The organism is Nannocystis sp. RBIL2 (assembly GCF_026626745.1).
Taxonomy (GTDB): Bacteria; Myxococcota_A; Polyangia; order Nannocystales; family Nannocystaceae; genus Nannocystis.
The window spans coordinates 5,466,296-5,483,129 of the sequence record NZ_JAPNJW010000002.1 but is presented as its reverse complement, the minus strand read 5'-3'; the positions used below and the strand labels follow the sequence as shown (position 1 = coordinate 5,483,129).

Genomic DNA, 16,834 nt, shown 5'->3' with positions numbered 1-16,834 from the left:
AGAACAGGGTCGATAGGACATGACGCAGGCGACAGGTCACGAGGGACAGACGGAAGAGCGAGTGCGCGGACTGGCGCTGGCGGCCCGCGCGGCCGGGCGCCAGCTGGCGGCGCTGACCGGGCCGGCCCGCGCGGCGCTGCTGCGCGACGTGGCGGCGGCGCTCGCCGACCCGGCCGAGCGCGAGCGCCTGCTGGCCGCCAACGCGCGCGACGTGGCGGCGGCCAAGGCGGCCGCGGCGGCGGGCGAGCTCGACCCGGCGCGGCTCAAGCGGCTCGGCCTCGACGCCGCCAAGCTCGACAGCGTGGCCGACGGGCTCGGTCAGCTGGCAGCGATGCCGGAGCTGCTCGGTCGGCCTCGCCTGCGCCGCGAGCTCGACGACGGCCTGGTGCTCGAGCAGGTGCCGTGCCCGCTGGGGCTGGTCGGGGTGGTGTTCGAGGCCCGGCCCGACGCGGCGCCGCAGATCGGCGGGCTGTGCCTGAAGAGCGGCAACGCGGCGCTGTTGAAAGGCGGCAGCGAGGCGCGCGAGAGCAACCGCGCGCTGGTCGAATTGATGCAGCGAGCGCTGCAGCGCCACGGGGTCGCGCCGGCGGCGATCACGTTGCTCGAGCAGCGCGAGGACATCACGGCGATGCTGGCGCTCGACGGCGTGCTCGACCTGGTGATCGCCCGCGGCGGGCACGAGTTCGTGCGCCACGTGCAGCGCAGCACCCGGATCGCGGTGATGGGCCACGCCGAGGGCGTGTGCCACCTCTTCTTGCACGCGTCGGCCGAGCCGACGATGGCGGCGACGATCGCGGTCGACGCGAAGTGCGGCTATCCGGCGGCCTGCAACGCGATCGAGGCGCTGCTGTGGACGGGCGGGGCCGAGGCGGCGCTGGGCGCCTGCGTGGCGGCGCTGCGCGAGCGCGGGGTGGAGCTGCGCGGGTGCGATCGGACCCGCGCGCGTCACCCCGAGCTGGCGGCCGCGAGCGAGCAGGATTGGGGCCACGAGTACGGGGCGCTGGTGCTGGCGATCCGGCACGTCGACGACGAAGCGGACGCGCTCGCCCACATCGACCGATACGGGTCGAAGCACACCGAGGCGATCGTGGCGGCCGACCCGGCAGCAGCCGAGAGGTTCCTCGCGGCGGTCGACGCCGCCGACGTGTTCTGGAACGCGAGCACCCGCTTCGCCGACGGCTATCGCTTCGGGCTCGGCGCGGAGGTCGGTATCTCGACCGGTAAACTGCATGCTCGCGGGCCGGTCGGCGCCGAAGGCCTGCTGACCTACCGCTGGCTGCTGCGCGGCCACGGTCAGGTGGCCTCCGATTACGGCCCCGGCAAGCGACGCTTCACGCATAGCGACCTCGAGCCCTGAGTCCGACAGCGCGGCCGAGGCCGCTCAGGCGATGCGGAACGCGGGTCGCGCGATCGCAAAGTGACGGGCCCGTCATGCGAGTCGAACGTCGTTCGCGGGCGATGCCGCGGGGATAACGATGATACCTGAGCGACGCGAGTGGCGCGGCCGTCAGGCGCGAGACAAGCTGCCGGCGAAACGATGTGGGGTGCGGATGTGCGCCGGAGGGCCAGCGCAGCGGCTCGCGTCGCGGCGGGGGCGAGAATCGAGCCTGGGACCGGCACGGACGCCGGAAGTGAGGAGGCGACGGCTCACGCCGGTGAGCCGAGTGGGCGGAGTGATTTTTTCGAGATCCGTTCGGCGATTCGGGACGCCAATGCGACGTTGCCAGAGACGGTGAGGCGCGGGTGACGGTCCAGGCCGGACGTCATGCCATCATTTGTGGATCGTGCATCCGACGGGTGCGAGCGAAACACAGGTCGCGTCACGAATACAAGCAGTGTCGTGCCTGAACATGACATGAAGACGCGCCCGAACGAGAGCAGGCGAGCGGATGGGGACGTCCATCCGAAGCCAGGCCTCGCCGGCCCGGACGACGCAGCACCGCCGCGGCCGCGGGCGAGCCCCGTGGGCAGCGAATGGACGTCACGAGGGTGGTCGGCGAACTCGCGGACGGGCGAGCGAGCGAGCGGACTATCAGGGGCAATGTAGGCAATGCGCGAGCGGCCGTAGATTACATAAAAGTTCGGGTGAAGGATTTAATAGAAGGCGGCATGAAGGGGTCTCGGGAAGGGACTGGCGGTAAGGACTGGCGGTAAGGACTCGCGGTAAGGACTCGCCCCTTTTTTAAGTAGATTAAATATTGTGAGCACTGCGGGGGGCGTGCCTTGACGGGGAGGGGTCATCGTGAGATGCTGAGGAGTCGATCTCACAAGCGGCCGCGGGGGCTCGCGCGAGCGGGGGGACGGGGCGGAGGCGGCCGCTGCGAGGGTGTGCGATGAATCGTGAGTCGTGACGCGTGAGGTCGCGCGGGGGGGTCTCCTCGCGTGCGGGTGGCACATTGTCGGACGAGAACCTCGGCGCGTCGGCCTGCGGGAATGGGTCGACGCGACCGAATCTGCTTGGGGAGTGTCATGCTGAAGCATCGTGTTGTGGCGGTCTGGGGGGTGTCGATGGTCACTGCTTTCGCGTGCGACGTGGAGGACGTGTCCGAACCGGCGGGGGTGGTGGCCGACGTCGAGCTGGACGACGCCGACGAGCCGCGCAGCGGGCTGACGCCGAGCGCGTTGCTGAAGAAGCTGCTGGTCGCGGAGGTGCGCGACCTGATCGAGGAGAACGGGATCGAGCCGCTCGAGCCGCCGCCGCCGGTGTCGGACGAGCTGTTCGAGCTCGGCGAGGCGCTCTTTTACGACAAGATCTTGAGCGGCAACCGCGACGTGTCGTGCTCGACGTGTCACCACCCGCGGCTCGGCACCACCGATCGGCTGACGATGAACCGCGGGGTCTACGGGGTCGGGATCGGGCCGCAGCGGGTCGGCGCGGCCGTGGGCGGGCGCACGACGCAGCCGCTGTGGAACCTGCACAAGCTGCAGAAGGGCCTGGCGGTCGACCACAAGGTCCCGCTCGCCGCCGACGGCTACGTGTATCCGCTCGGCGGGCCGTTCATCCCACTCGCGTGGCAGGACGACGCCTTCGACCCCGACATGAAGGCGGCGGCGGGGCAGGCGATGATGCCGGAGGTGACCGACCAGGAGATGCTCGGCTTCCCCGGCGACAACGACTTCACCAGCGAATGCCCGCAGGACGACCCGCCGTTCGGGTTGATGCTGTGCGCCTGGGGGAAGATGATGGGGCGCCTCGGCTCGATCCCCGAGTACGTCGAGATGTTCGAGGCCGCCTATCCGGGGGTGGACTTCGAGGACATGCACTTCGCCTACGCCGGCAACGCGATCGCGGCCTACGAGTTCCGCGCGTTCTTCTCCGACGATACGCCGTGGGACCGGTTCGTCGGCCGCTTCGACCCGACCACCGGCGCCGTCACCCCCGGCGACGACGACGCGCTGACGCTGCAGCAGCTGGCGGGCGCGCGCCGCTTCCTCGACCCCGGCCTCGGCAATTGCACGTCGTGTCACGCGGGCAACGCGTTCACCGACGAAGACTTTCACAAGACGCTGCAGCCGCAGTTCGGGCCGGGCGACACTGTGCCGGGCGGCGACGGGCCGGGCGGGCTCGACGATTACGGGCGCATGCGGCTGAGCGGTAACCCGGCCGACAAGTACGCGTGGCGCACGCCGCCGCTGCGCAACGTGATGCTGACCGGGCCGTGGGGCCGGCAGAGCCATTACAACGACATCAAGGACTTCCTCCGCCACTACCGCCTGCCGGTGCTGTCGCTGCTCGGCTACGACATCACCGAGAGCGTGGACGAGGTGGCGATGCACTCGCAGTTCCTCGAGAACCGGCAGGCGATCATCGCCGCCGGCGTCGACCCGCTGCTCTACACCGTGAACATCGGCGGGCCGCTGGCGCTCGACAACCTGGTGCAGTTCCTGCACGCGCTCAGCGACGACAACGGGGCCGACTTCTCGCACCTGATCCCCGCCAGCGTGCCGAGCGGGCTGCCGGTCGATCCGTAAGCGGCGCGCGGACGCGGGCGGTTTTCATGGACCGGGCCGACCGTGAGGGCGGCCCGGTGTTCGCATTCGCGGGTTGCGGCGAATGATAGCAGTCGCCGGGCTCGGCGGTCACAGCAGGCCGGGAATGATGAGGCTGGTGCGCGCCTTCCAGGCGGCGAACTCGGGGTAGCGGGCCAGCGAGGCGTCCTTCTTCAGCATGTTGGGCAGCCACACGCCGAAGAACATGGCGCCGAGCACGAGCATCGGCGCCCAGTGGCGCGAGAGCAGGCAGAAGCCGGCGTAGATGAGCAGCTCGCCGAGGTAGTTGGGGTTGCGCGAGCGCGCCCACAGGCCGTCGGTGAGCAGGGTGCCGGGCGCGAGCTTCAGGTGCATGTGCTTCTGCATGTCGGCGCCGAAGTGGAGGAACACGCCGACGCCCCACATCGCCACGCACAGCGCGAGCAGCCACGGCGCGGCGTGGAGGTCGTCGCGGACGATGATCCACGGGCCGACCCAGTAGAGCGTGAGCGTGAACCACGTCAAGAGGCCGTAGCCGAGGGTGACCTCCTGCTCCCATTGCTTGTCGGGGAAGCGGAGGCTCTTCCAGATCCACAAGAGGCCGTAGGTGCCGTGCAGGGCGAGGTAGAGCCACGCGGTCTCGTTGTGCCAGGCGTCGTACCCGGCGATGAGGGCCAGGACGGCGAGGGCGTTGGCGCCCTTGTGGGTGTCGATGTAAAACTTGTGCTTCGGGCGCATGGCGGACCGTTCGCCGCGGATGGTAGCGAATTGCGGGCGCTTGACAGGGTGCGCGGCGCGTGAGACCTCAGGGGTGAAAACGCGCGCGAGGCGATCATGACGAAGCAAGCGGTCGGAGCCGGGGCGGAGCAGGTGCGGGCGCTGGCGCTCGCGTATCCCCAGACGGTCGAGGAGTTCCCGTGGGGCCACACTGCCGTGAAGGTCGGTGGCAAGGCGTTCCTGTTCATGGGCGGCGAGGGCGGCACGCTGACGCTGTCGGTCAAGCTGCCGGCGTCGCACGGCGCGGCGCTGCTGCTGCCGTTCGCGTCGCCGACCGGCTACGGGCTGGGCAAGAGCGGCTGGGTGACCGCGAGCTTTCCGACGGGCGCGCCGCTGCCGATCGGGCTGCTCGCGGAGTGGCTGGAGGAGAGCTACCGCGCGGTGGCGCCGAAGAAGCTGTCGGCGCTGGTCGAGCCGGGTGGCCCGAAGGGCATGTTTAAAAAGACAGGTGCGAATGGACCTGGGCGTAAGGGCATGGCCGAAGGGGAAGGTTCGGAGCGCGGGGCGAAGGCCCGGGCGAAGAAGGCCGCGGCCGCGCCCGTCCCCGCAAAGAAAGCGGGGGCGAAGAAGGGCGCGACCGCGAAGGAGCCCGCCACCGCGAAGAAGGCCGGGGTGAAGAAGGGCGCAGCCGCGAAGGAGCTCATCCCCGCGAAGAAGGCCGGGACGAAGAAGGGCACAACCGTGAAGGAGCCCGCCCTCGCGAAGGCGGGAGCGAAGAAGGGCGCAACCGCGAAGGAGACCGTTCCCGCGGCGAGGGCGGCCAAGGCCGGTGCGGGGGCGAAGAAGGCGGCAGCGAAGCAGGGCGCCGCGAAGCAGGCGGGGGCCGCGAAGAAGGCGGCGAAGCGACGCGGTTGATTCCGGCCTCCGACATGTCCTCGAAGACATGTTTCGAAAACGGCCGCATCCACGCCGCGGCGTCGTCCATGCGTGGACATGTCCCTTCGGACATATAAAAGTTCACGGCCTCAAGGCATCGGCAGGCCGCAGATGCCCACGTGCTCGAAGCCCGGCGTCGCCTGGCCCTCTTCGGACCAGGGGAGACACTCCTGACCCGCGCCGGGGCAGGTGTTCGGCGCGTTCAGGTCGCAGACCGGCAGGCAGCAGCCGTCCTGGATCGGGTCGCACTCGGTCGCCAGCTCTGGCAGCGTGCAGAAGAGGCCGGGGTCGCAGGCGTTGATGTACTGGCACGGGTCGAACGCCTGGCCTTCCTCGCCGCTGGCGTCGATGACACAGATGAAGCCGTCCACGGGGTTCGACCCGGCGAGGCACAGGTGGCCGCCCGGACAGTCTTGCAAGATCGGGTCGCACATCGGCAGGCACAGCAGAAGCACGCTGGAGCCGGACACGTGGCAGGTGGTCTTCGGCGGCGCACACGACGGCGCTTCCGGCGAGCCGTCGCAGAAGGCGACGCAGGTGCCCGTGAGCTCGTCGATATCTCCGGGCCAGCACATCATGTGCTTGTCGCAGGTGTCCTCGCCGCTGGTCCAGGCGCCGGTCGGCTGGCACGGTTCGCCGACGCCGGCGGGGTTCGGCGCGATCGGGGAGCACTTGGTGTTGTTCCACGCATTGCCGCCGTCGCTCGCGTACGGCATGCACTTCTCGCCCGGGGGGCAATCCTCGGTCCACGGATCGCAGCCGGGCCCGGGCTCGTCGAACGGCACGAGGAACGTCGCGCCCGTGTCGTCGCCGGCGGAGGCGGAGGTGTCCGTGCCGCCGGTCGGTGACGGGCCCATGGTGGTCGGCAGCGGCGGCGACGTCGTGCTGCTGGTGGCCGGCTCGGGGACGGTGGTCGCGCCGTCGCCCACGGTGGTCGCGGCCGCCGAGGTGTCGGTGGTGGTCTCGGTCGTCTGGTAGTCGCCGGGCGGGCGCAGGGCGCAGGCGGCGAGGAGGAGGAGCGGGAGCGGACGGGGCGACATGGCAGATGTCCTCTGTTTTTAAAATTCGTAACATGTACGAAGGGACATGTTCACATGGGCAGGCCGCACACGCCGAGGTTCTCGAGCCCGGGCGCGGGAGGTTCGTCCCCCCACCACGACAGGCACTCCTGGCCCTGGCCGGGGCAGGTGTTCGGCAGCGAGGTGTCGCAGAACGGCAGGCAGCAGCCGATGAACTGCGGGTCGCACTCGCTGGCCAGCTGCGGGGCCAGGCAGTAGAGGCCGGGGTCGCACGCGTTGGCGTACTCGCACGGGTCGAGCGCCTGACCCTCGTCCTGGCTGGCGTCGACGACGCAGATGAACCCGAACGAGTCGATGTGGTTCGGGATGCACACGTCCCCGTCCGGGCAGTCCTGTTGCAGCGGGTCGCATTTCGGCAGGCACAGGGTGATCACGCCCTCGGCGTTGAGGATGCAGGACGCGTCCGGGTCGGCGCAGCTCGGCTTGTCGGGGCTTCCGGTGCAGTAGGCGATGCACGTGCCCTCGCCGTCGACCACGTCCCAGCACATGAGGCCCACGTCGCAGCTGTCCTCGCCGCTGACCGCCGAGCCGAACACCTCGCACGGCTCGTACAGCCCGTCGGGGTCGGGCACCACGTCGACGCACTTGAGGCTCTCCCACGAGAAGTCGCCGTCGCCCGAGTAGGCGTTGCACTTCTGGCCTTCGGGACAGTCCTGAACCCACTGGTCGCATTCGACGCCGATGCCGCCGCCGTCGCTCGGCGCGATGAAGTCCGCGGTGTCGCTGTCCGTGCCCGACGGGTCGACGCCGGTGGTCGTCGAGGTGACGTCGTCGCCCGGGCCGCTGGTCGGGCTCGGCGTCGTCGCGCTCGTGGTCGTCGTGGTGGTGCCGGGCGCCGACGTGGTGCCGAGCGTGTCGCTGGCGGAGTCGTCGGTCTCGGTGGCGCTGGTGTCGGAGTCGACGGGTCGCGAGGTGCAGCCGACCAGGATCAGCCACGCGAGGGCGAGGTATGTCCCATGGGATATGTTTTTAAGGACATGACCTGAGAGGCATGCCGGGCGAGCGTAGGCGGGAGGCGGGAGGCGGGAGCGGGCGGCGTCGCGAAGAACGCTCAAACTCATCATTCCGGCATTTTATCCGGTTAAAAATTGCAAAAGAAATAAAACGACGGTTAGTTAAGGTGGGATATATGCGCAAAAACGCGCATTGTCGTTTGGTTCACCCCACGGATGGCGACCTGTTTTGAGGGACAGGTTTACTCCGGTGTCACTGCGCCAGCTCGGCGAGGAACGCGTCCGCGACGGCGGCCGGGGACTGGCCGTCACGGTCGACTGCCGCGTTCATGCGCCGCATCGCGGCCGCGTCGATGCGCCCAGCCAGCGCCTGCAGGGCGGCCAGCGCGGCGGGGTGCTCGGCGACGAGGCGGGGACCGGCGAGCACCAGCGCGTCGTAGGGCGGCAGCGCGGCGCGGTCGTCGACCAGAGGCGTCAGGTCGTAGGCGTCGAGCCGGCCGTCGGTCGAGTAGGCCGCGATCACCTGCACCTCGCCGGTGCGGGCCGCCTCGTACAGCAGGGACGGGTCCATGCTGCGCTGCTCGGCGAACCGCAGCCCGTAGGTAGTAGTGAGCGCCTGCCACTCGGGGCGGTGGAACAGCTCGTAGTCGCCGCCGATCGTCCAGCCCGGGGCGTGGCCCGCGAGGTCGCCGATCCGCGCCAGCCCGAGCGCCTCGGCCTGGGCGCGCGGCAACGCCAGCACGTAGGTGTTTTCAAAACCAAGCGTCGCGGCGACAGTCACCCCGTCGCGGGCCAGCGCCTCGCGGACCTCCGCCAGGGCCGCGGCACGCGAGGCGGCCCGGTCGGTGCGCCCGAGGAGCATCGCGCGCAAGGTGCCGACGTAATCGACGTAGACGTCGATCTCGCCGCTGCGCAGGCCGTCGAACACCACAGTCGAGCCGAGCGACTCGAGGGTGGTCGTCGGCGTGGCGGTGGCGCGCTCGAGTTGGCCGGCGACGATCCGGCTCAGCACGTACTGCTCGGTGAAGGGCTTGGCGCCGACCACCAGCGGTCGGGCTTCGGCGCGCAGCAGGCCGAGGAGCGGCGGCAGCGAGGCCGCGAGCGCGAGCGCCAGCAGCCCGAGCGCCCCGGCGCGGACCAGGCCGCGCCGGCGCCGGCGGACGCCGCGCTCGAGCAGGCCGACGAGCGCGTCGAGCAGCAACGCTAGCGCCGCCGCGGCCGCGCAGCCGAGCAGGATCGCGGCGTAGTTGCGGGTCTGCAGCCCGCCGAAGATGTAGTAGCCGAGGCTCCTGGCGCCGACCGGTGTCGCCAGCGTGGCAGTGCCGACAGTCCAGACCGCGGCGGTGCGGATGCCGGCGAGGATCACCGGCAGCGCCAGCGGCAGCTCGACCCGGCGCAGCCGTTCACCTGCCGTCATGCCGACGCCGTCGGCGGCCTCGAGGATCGACGCGTCGATCGTCGCCATGCCGACCGCGGTGTTGTGCAAGATCGGCAGCAAGCTGTACACGAACAGCCCGAGCGCCGCCGGCAACCAGCCGATGCTCGGCGCCCCGACTGCCGCCAATGCCGGGACCATGAACGCCAGCAGGGCCAGGCTCGGCACCGTCTGCAGCGCGCTCGCCACGGCCAGCACCGGCCGCGCCGCCCGCGGGTGGCGCGAGGCCCAGATCCCCAGCGGCACGCTGACGAGCACGCCGGCGAGCAGCGCGACCAGGCTGAGCTGCAGGTGCGCCGCCGCGTAGTCCGGCAGGGTCGGCAGCAGCTCGTTCATCGCGCCTCCGCAGGTTTTGAATAGTGTGGCCATTGGGCGCGACGCAGCGCGGGCGAATCGTGGCGCTCTTCCTCCGCAGCCGTTGCGGCCTGGTATTGCCGATGAATCTGCCCTGGCGATGGCGAATCACAGGACCACGTAGCGCCGCGCCGCGGCTGCGAGCCGTCCGGAGCTCGTGCCGGCCAGAGAAAAATCCAGTGCTTCACGGCGCCTCCGCCAGCAAGCGGGCCCGGGCCGCCGCGGCCAGCTCGAGCGGTTCGGTCAGCAGCGCGCGCACCTCCGCGTCGGCTGGCGTATGGGCCAGCTCGCGGCCGCTGCCGACCTGCACCACCCGGCCGGCGCGCATCACCGCGATCCGGTCGCCGAGCAGCAGCGCCTCGACCACGTCGTGCGTCACGAACACGATCGTCAGGCCGAGCCGCGCGCGGATGTTCATCAACGCCGCCTGCAGGTGCCCGCGCGTGCGCGGGTCGAGCGCGCCGAACGGCTCGTCGAGCAGCATCACCCGCGGCTCGGCGGCCAGCGCCCGCGCGACCGCCACGCGCTGCGCCTGCCCGCCGGACAGGGCCGCCGGATCGCGCTCGCGGAACTCCGCCGGGTCGAGCTCCACCATGGCCAGCAGCTCGTCGACGCGTGCGTCGATCCGCGCGCGGGGCCACCCGAGCAGCGACGGCGTCACGCCGATGTTCTCCGCCACGGTCATGTGCGGGAACAGCCCCAGGCGCTGGAACACGTAGCCCACGCGGCGGCGCAGCAGCGGCCCCGGCAGCGTCCGCACGTCTTCGCCGGCCACCGACACGCGGCCCGACGTCGGCTCGACCAGGCGGTTGATCGTCTTGAGCGCGGTCGTCTTGCCCGAGCCCGAGCCGCCGAGCAGCACCAGCAGCTCGCCCTCGGCCACCTCGAGCGAGACGTCGGCGATCGCCGTCACCGCCCCGTAGGTCTTGCGGACCTGTTCCAGCGCGATCATCGGCGTCTCGCTCACGCCCCTGTCGCTCCGGTTCGCACGTCCTTCTTAAAAATATACCGCGGCTGCGCGCGCGCTCGCCAGCCGCGTCTCAGCCGGGCGGCGGTTCGGCGAGCTTCTCGCTCTGCGGCGGCCCGGCCGACTCGCGCCGCAGGCAGCGCTCGACCAGCACGACCGCGAGGATCCAGCTCGACCAGGCCACGATCGGCGCGCCGATCCGCTGCAGCGTCTGCTCGTCGCTCGTGCCGAGCAGCAGGTACAGGGCGACGAAGATCGGCACGCCGACGAGGCGGTTGATCACGATCGACATCGTCAGCGCGAAGCTGCGGATCATCCACCGCCGGTGGTCCGCGACGCGGCGCTGCCGGATCTGGACCACGCCGATCGCGGTGACCGTCAGCCACAGCGGCGCGAGCACCAGGCTGCTGGCGCCGGCGAGCGGCCCGAAGGGCGAGTGATAGGCGACGTGGAGCCGGCCAATGCGCTCGGCAGCACCCTCCGGCGTGCCCCAAGAGACATGTTTTAAAAGACATGTCTCTAAGTCGATGGATCTCGCCTGGGCCCTCACCGCGCGATCGTCCACTCCGCGCGCGACAGCACCGCCAGCGCGCCGTCGTCACCGCGGCCGAGCACTGTCTGCGTCACGGTCACCGACGCCGGCAGCGACGGGTCGCGGCGCAGGGCCCAGCGGACCGCGCGCTGCACCTCGGCCGCGCTGGCGACCTCGCCGAGCACGTGCGCGCTGGCCGGCTTCTTGCGGCCGTAGCCCGCGCGGCCGAGCGTGCGCACGGGCGGGTCGTGCCACTCCGGGACGTGCAGGCGCAGGCGCTCCAGCGGCACCGGCGCTCCGCGCGGATCCTTCGCCTCGTAGACCGCCAGCCGGTCGATCGCCCGCGAGAACATCGACGGCAGCGAGAAGGGATAAAGCTCGCGTACGATGGGTGGCACCACCAGCATGAGCCCGGCCAGGCTGAGCACGAAGCCCCGTTCCCAGCGCGCCCCCGACTGCGTCGCCGCGTCTCCGGCCACGTGGTGGTTCTTCCCTCAAATGATAATGATTTTCAATGCGGAGAAACATCACGGCGCGCGCTCTTGACGCCTTAGGCGCGGCTGTCGATCAATTTGAAATCAGTTTTCAATTTCCATCGGCGCCGCTGCTCCTCGCCATGCTGCTGACCGCGACCACTGCGACCTCCGCGACCACCGTTCACGCGGCCCCGCCGCGCCGCGAGCGGCGGCCTGACGTGCGGCCGCCGAAGGAGACCAAGACGGTCGTGGTGACCTCGGCGCGGACCGAGCAGGCGATCGGCGACGTCGCGGTCTCGACGCGGGTGGTCGACCGCGCCGCGATCGAGGCCTCGGGTGCGGAGAGCCTGGCGGGCATCCTCGAGGAGCAGCCCGGCCTCCAGATCTTGCGCAGCTTCGCGGGTGCCGGCGGGGTCGGGATCCAGATGCAGGGCCTCGACGCCAAGTACGTGCTGATCCTGATCGACGGCCAGCGAGCGACGGGCAGGGTCGGCGGCGTCATCGACCTCGCGCGCTTCCCGGCCGAGGACATCGCCCAGGTCGAGATCGTCAAGGGGCCGGGCAGCTCGCTGTACGGCGCCGACGCGATCGCCGGCGTCATCAACATCATCACGCGACGGGCGTCGCGGAAGCTCGAGCTCGACGCGCGGGCCCGCTACGGCAGCTTCCACACCTCCGACCTCAGCACCACCATCGGCGGCGCGCGCGGGCGCTGGAGCACCCGCTGGAGCGGCGGCTGGCACTACACCGCCGGCTTCGACCGCGACCGCAGCACCCCGTCGACCACCGGCAACGCCGGCCATTCCTTCAACGCCTCGCAGCGGACCGAGTTCCGCGTGCGCCGCGACGTCAACCTCGGCCTCACCGCCGACTTTCAGCGGCGCGACCTCCACGGCGTCGACAGCAACGCCGCCGGCGCGATCTTCGACCGCAGCAACCTGACCCAGACCGCGTCCGTCAGCTTCATCCCCGAGATCACCTGGTCCGCGCCGGCGCGGCTGCGGCTCGTCGCTCACCTCGCTTATTTCGACGACCATTACGTCCTCGACCAGCGCAAGTCGAACGCGCTCGACCAGGCCCAGCGCACCAAGGACACTCTCGGCCAGCTCGGCGCCCAGTATGATCATATGATCGCCGGCCGGCATTTGTTCAGCGCCGGCATCGAGACCCAGCTCGAGTACCTCTCGACCCCGCGGCTCGCCACCGAATCGTCCGACCGCCAGCGGTTCGCGCTCTACGCCCAGGACGAGTGGAAGGTCGCCCTCAAGCCGCTCGTCATCATCGTCCCCGGCGCGCGCCTCGACCTCGACTCGCAGTTCGGCGGCTACGGCTCGCCGCGCCTGGCCTTCCGCATCGACCCGGCCGAGCGCCTCACGCTGCGGGCCAGCGCCGGCCTCGGCTTCCGCGCCCCGGCCTTCCGCGAGCTCTACCTCGCCTTCGCCAACCCGGCCGCCGGCTACCGCGTCGCCGGCAACCCCGACCTCAAGGCCGAGACTGCGCGCAGCGCCACCGCCGGCGTGGCCTGGCGGATCTCCCCTGGCCGCACCCTCACCCTCGATTACTTCCACCACCGGCTCAAGGACCTGATCGCCCTCGACGCGACCACCCTGATGCTCGGCTCCGACAACGCCTTCCAGTACATCAACGTCGGCGCCGCCCGCAGCCAGGGCGTCGAGACTGCGCTGGCGATCAAGTTCACCGACGTGATCGACGCCGAGGTCAGCTACACGTTCACCGACGCCCGCGATCTCGAGCTCAAGCGGCGCCTGCCCGGGCGACCGGCGCACCACTCGAGCGCCCGCCTGCGCTGGAAGCACCCGAGCTGGGGCACCTCGGCTCAGGTCCGCGCCGCGGTGTTCGGCAAGCAGTTCTATTACGCCGACAACGACGGCGACGGCGTCGAGGAGCCGCTGCGCGTGGCGCCGTACGCCAACGTCGACCTGCGCGTCGCCCAGGACATCCTCGGCGGCAAGCTCACCTTCTTCGCCGGCGTCGACAACCTTCTCAACGCCGGCGACGCCGCCTATTTGCCGCTCGTACCCCGCCTGTTCTACGGCGGGATCTCGGCCCGGCTCCGCACCGACCTGCCCAAAAGGACACGTAAGCCATGACCCGCCCCCTGCTGCTCAGCCTGGCGCTCGCCGCCTTCCTCCCCGCCTGCACCGAGAGCTCGTCGTCCGACACGAGCGACGGCGACGAGCTGCCGACCGACGGCCCCGTCGTCACCGAGGACCTCGGCGACGGCAGCTACGAGTCGGTCATCGACTCGACCAGCGAGGAGGCGTGGACCTACTTCGACTTCGAGTCGAAGGGCAACGTCGAGCCCGCCGACTTCGCCGACGACCAGGTGTGGGACCTCGCGGCGCTGCGCTTCAACGTCAAGTCGAACGGCGGCACCTCGGGCAAGGGCGGCGTCGAGGTGGCGATCCTCGACGGCACCAGCTTCGAGGCGGTCACGGCCGTGCCGACCGACGGCTGGATCAGCGACGACGCCCAGGGCCCCGGCACCGGCGGCGAGATGGCCAACGTCGAACCCGGCTACGCCTTCGACAACTGGTTCGACTACAACATCATGGACCACACCCTCGCGCCCAAGGCCGACCGCGTGTACGTCGTCCGCACGCCCGAGGGCAATCACTACAAGCTCGAGATGCTGGGCTTCTACGACGAGGCCGGCACCCCCGGGTACGTCAGCTTCCGCTGGGCCGCGCTGCCCGCCGCGTGAACCCGATCCATACTCCGACAGCCTGCGACGGACTCGCCATGCAACCTGCCACCCAGACCCCCTCGACCTCCCTCGCCCACGCCTGGCGTGACCTCCGCGACAGCGAGCCGAAGCTGCGGATCCGCGACGCCGCGGCCCGCCTCGGCGTCAGCGAGGCCGAGCTGCGCGCGACCGAGTGCGGCACCACCACGATCCGCCTCGTCGACGACTGGCCGGCCATCCTGCGCCGGCTGCCGCTGCTCGGCGAGGTCATGGCCCTGACCCGCAACGAGAGCGCCGTCCACGAGAAGATCGGCGAGTACACCGAGCCCGAGATCTCGGGCCCGCACGGGATCGTCCACGCCGCCGAGGGCCCGATCGACCTGCGGATCTTCCTGTCCAAGTGGGCCCACGGGTTCGCGGTCGACGAGGACGGCAAGCAGAGCCTGCACTTCTTCGACGCCCACGGCGACGCCGTCCACAAGGTCTATGCGAAGGAGAAGACCGAGCTGGCCGAGTACCGCATGCTGGTCGACATCTTCCGCGCGGAGGACCAGCGGCCGACGATCCAGCTGACCCCGCGGCCGGCCCGCAAGGCGGATACGCCCGACGCGGAGATCGACGTCGCCGCGCTTCAGGCCGGTTGGCGTGGCCTGCGCGACACCCACGAGTTCTTCGGCCTGCTGCGCAAGCACGGCGTGTCGCGCCTGCAGGCGATGCGCCTCGCCCCCGAGGGCTTCGTCCGCCCGGTGGCTAACGACAGCATCGACACGATCCTGAACGCCGCGGCCGCCAGCGAGCTGCCGATCATGATCTTCGTCGGCAACCCCGGGTGCATCCAGATCCACACCGGCCCGGTGCGCAAGATCGTGCCCATGGGCCCGTGGATCAACGTCCTCGACCCGGGCTTCAACCTGCACCTGCGCCGCGACCAGGTCGCCCGCGCCTTCGTCGTCGACAAGCCGACCGACGACGGCGTGGTCACCTCGCTCGAGCTGTTCGACGCCCAGGGCGACAACATCGCCCTGCTGTTCGGCGAGCGCAAACCCGGCCGCCCCGAGCTGCCCGCCTGGCGCGAACTGCTGAGCACGCTGCAGGCACCTTCGGACATGTCCTGAAGGTCATGCCCGGTGCGGCGGAGCGCCGCGCGTCCGCCGCCGTCCGCTAGTGAGTCGCCGGGGGCATGTTTTAAAGGACATGTCGCCGGGGACATGTCACTCGCCGAGCGCGAGCACCCACCAGTCGAACTGGCCGTTCTCCGGGATGAAGTCGTAGCCGGCCACCGTCACCTGGCCGGCCGCGTCGATCGCCACCAGATCGCCGTAGAACTGGGGGCAGGTGTGGCGGCGGACCTCGGCGCCGTCGGGCCCGAGCAACGCGACGCCGGTCTGGCCCTCGTCCGGTCTCCCGAGCACTGCGAGCTGCCCGGCCTCGTTCATGGCGAGCCCGGCGATCTGCAGCCCGAGCTCCGCCTCGCTCTTCTCCCACTCGACGGTGCCGTCGCCGGAGAACCGCACCAGGCCGTGGTACTTCTCGCCGACGACGACCCCGCCGGCGCCGTCGATGGTGAAGAAGCGGTCGGCGAACGCCTGCTGACCCCACTCGACCTCCCACAGCGGCGCGCCGTCGGGCCCCAGGGTGCGCACCCACTTGGTCGCGGCCAACCACCCGACGCTGACGCCGGCCGCGTTGACCGCGAAAGGCTGCATGAAGTCGGGGTTGGCCTGTTCCCACGCCACGGGCCCGTCGTCGGCGAATTTGTGGAGCGACGCCGAGCGCGTGACCAGGACCGAACCATCGGGGCCGGGGACCGGTGTGCCGATCGGGAACCACTCGGTCTTCGAGTCGAACTCGACCTCCCACAGCAGCGCCCCGGCGAGCGAGAACTTGCGGACCCAGTCGCGCGGCCACTGCGGGCCGTTCTCCTGCACCTGCACCACGACGTTGCCCTCGCCGTCGACCCCGCCCCAGCGGACGAAGTTGCCCATGGTCGCGACCTCGAGCGCGCCGACCTCGACCCCGTTCGCGTCGAGGTCGAGCACGCGGAACACCTCGGCGTCGCCCGCGGTCGCGCGCACGTGCCCGCGCGAGTCGACTGCCAAGTCTCCGACCGCGTGGAACTTGGCCACGTCGTAGGCCCACCGCACGTCGCCGCAGCCGAGCGCGTCGCCGGTCCCGCCGGTCGTCGTGGGCGCGTCGGTCGACGCCTCGCTGCTACCCGTCGTCGCCTCGGTCGCACTGTCGGTCGAGGCCCCGGTCTCACCGGCCGTCGAGGCCTCGCCCGTCGAGGCCGCGGTCTCACCGGCCGTCGCAGTCGTGCCGCCGCCCTGCGGATCGCACGCCAACAAGCCACCGATACCTATTATTAAAAAGCGCTTCGCCTTTAAAAACATGCGGCAACGATACGCGCCGACCCGCGGCCGCGCAAACAGGGCCGCGCTCCGGCGGCCGCGAGCGACGGCCCGACCTGTTTCGCAGGACATTTGCACCGAGGCGGTCGCACAGGCATGGACACCTGCGAGCAGCGCCTCGAGCGGAGGGACGAGGGGCCGATTCGATGGGAATGCTCAACCTCTGCCCGCGGTTGCGAATCCCCGGATGACGACCGAGTCGTCGCGGGCGTACGGATGAGGTCCTGCTCGAACGGGTCGCCGATTCGCCGGAGGCGGCGACCTCCGAGGCCGTGGTGCCCGAGCCATCGCTCTCAGGCGA

Annotated in this window: 14 protein-coding genes; 6 read left to right on the top strand and 8 right to left on the bottom strand. The window is 70.6% G+C overall.

Features of this window, described 5'->3' with window-relative positions; translation table 11 throughout:
- The first annotated feature begins 19 nt into the window (after positions 1–19).
- Both OV090_RS46595 and OV090_RS46590 read left to right on the top strand, forming a co-directional pair.
- Positions 20–1,357, top strand: a complete 1,338-nt coding sequence (locus OV090_RS46595) for a glutamate-5-semialdehyde dehydrogenase (protein WP_267711522.1) — start codon at positions 20–22, stop codon at positions 1,355–1,357.
- A gap of 1,112 nt (positions 1,358–2,469) precedes the next feature.
- On the top strand, positions 2,470–3,972 hold the full coding sequence (locus tag OV090_RS46590; RefSeq protein WP_267711521.1) for a cytochrome-c peroxidase: 1,503 nt from the start codon (positions 2,470–2,472) through the stop codon (positions 3,970–3,972).
- 108 nt (positions 3,973–4,080) lie between these two features.
- Here the strand turns inward: OV090_RS46590 and OV090_RS46585 are convergent, their stop codons facing one another.
- Positions 4,081–4,707, bottom strand: a complete 627-nt coding sequence (locus OV090_RS46585) for a DUF1295 domain-containing protein (RefSeq protein WP_267711518.1) — start codon at positions 4,705–4,707, stop codon at positions 4,081–4,083.
- 96 nt (positions 4,708–4,803) lie between these two features.
- Between OV090_RS46585 and OV090_RS46580 the strand changes: the two genes are divergently transcribed.
- Positions 4,804–5,601, top strand: coding sequence for an MmcQ/YjbR family DNA-binding protein (locus tag OV090_RS46580; protein ID WP_267711517.1), 798 nt, complete (start codon positions 4,804–4,806; stop codon positions 5,599–5,601).
- A gap of 110 nt (positions 5,602–5,711) precedes the next feature.
- Here the strand turns inward: OV090_RS46580 and OV090_RS46575 are convergent, their stop codons facing one another.
- The 6 genes from OV090_RS46575 to OV090_RS46550 all read right to left on the bottom strand — a co-directional run bounded on the left by OV090_RS46575 (position 5,712) and on the right by OV090_RS46550 (position 11,421).
- Positions 5,712–6,662, bottom strand: a complete 951-nt coding sequence (locus OV090_RS46575; protein WP_267711516.1) for a hypothetical protein — start codon at positions 6,660–6,662, stop codon at positions 5,712–5,714.
- A 50-nt stretch (positions 6,663–6,712) separates the two neighbouring features.
- On the bottom strand, positions 6,713–7,765 hold the full coding sequence (locus OV090_RS46570) for a hypothetical protein (RefSeq protein ID WP_267711515.1): 1,053 nt from the start codon (positions 7,763–7,765) through the stop codon (positions 6,713–6,715).
- 142 nt (positions 7,766–7,907) lie between these two features.
- Positions 7,908–9,425: an ABC transporter permease/substrate-binding protein gene (locus OV090_RS46565; RefSeq protein WP_267711514.1), complete on the bottom strand. Its 1,518-nt coding sequence runs from the start codon at positions 9,423–9,425 to the stop codon at positions 7,908–7,910.
- A 202-nt stretch (positions 9,426–9,627) separates the two neighbouring features.
- A complete protein-coding gene (locus OV090_RS46560) occupies positions 9,628–10,410 on the bottom strand; it encodes an ATP-binding cassette domain-containing protein (RefSeq protein WP_267711513.1) in 783 nt (260 codons plus the stop codon).
- Between the two features lie 73 nt (positions 10,411–10,483).
- Positions 10,484–10,975, bottom strand: a complete 492-nt coding sequence (locus tag OV090_RS46555) for a DUF2306 domain-containing protein (RefSeq protein ID WP_267711512.1) — start codon at positions 10,973–10,975, stop codon at positions 10,484–10,486.
- Positions 10,957–11,421, bottom strand: a complete 465-nt coding sequence (locus tag OV090_RS46550) for a hypothetical protein (RefSeq protein WP_267711510.1) — start codon at positions 11,419–11,421, stop codon at positions 10,957–10,959. Before OV090_RS46550 ends, OV090_RS46555 begins: the two co-directional genes overlap by 19 nt.
- A gap of 137 nt (positions 11,422–11,558) precedes the next feature.
- On the opposite strand from OV090_RS46550, the gene OV090_RS46545 reads away from it, so the two are divergent.
- Genes OV090_RS46545 through OV090_RS46535 form a run of 3 tightly spaced genes read left to right on the top strand, consistent with a single transcriptional unit; the run spans position 11,559 to position 15,240 of the window.
- Positions 11,559–13,529 carry a TonB-dependent receptor gene (locus OV090_RS46545; RefSeq protein WP_267711508.1) on the top strand — a complete coding sequence of 657 codons (1,971 nt, stop codon included), beginning with the start codon at positions 11,559–11,561 and terminating at the stop codon, positions 13,527–13,529.
- Positions 13,526–14,143: an HmuY family protein gene (locus OV090_RS46540; RefSeq protein ID WP_267711507.1), complete on the top strand. Its 618-nt coding sequence runs from the start codon at positions 13,526–13,528 to the stop codon at positions 14,141–14,143. The genes OV090_RS46545 and OV090_RS46540 overlap by 4 nt, the downstream gene beginning before the upstream one ends.
- 38 nt (positions 14,144–14,181) lie before the next feature.
- Positions 14,182–15,240 (top strand): ChuX/HutX family heme-like substrate-binding protein, encoded by a 1,059-nt coding sequence (locus tag OV090_RS46535; protein ID WP_267711506.1) that lies wholly within the window; start codon positions 14,182–14,184, stop codon positions 15,238–15,240.
- Positions 15,241–15,336: 96 nt separating this feature from the next.
- On the opposite strand, the gene OV090_RS46530 is transcribed toward OV090_RS46535, so the two are convergent.
- The gene (locus OV090_RS46530; RefSeq protein ID WP_267711505.1) at positions 15,337–16,515 is read right to left on the bottom strand and encodes a hypothetical protein; all 1,179 of its coding nucleotides are present in this window, start codon (positions 16,513–16,515) and stop codon (positions 15,337–15,339) included.
- Positions 16,516–16,834: the final 319 nt, after the last annotated feature.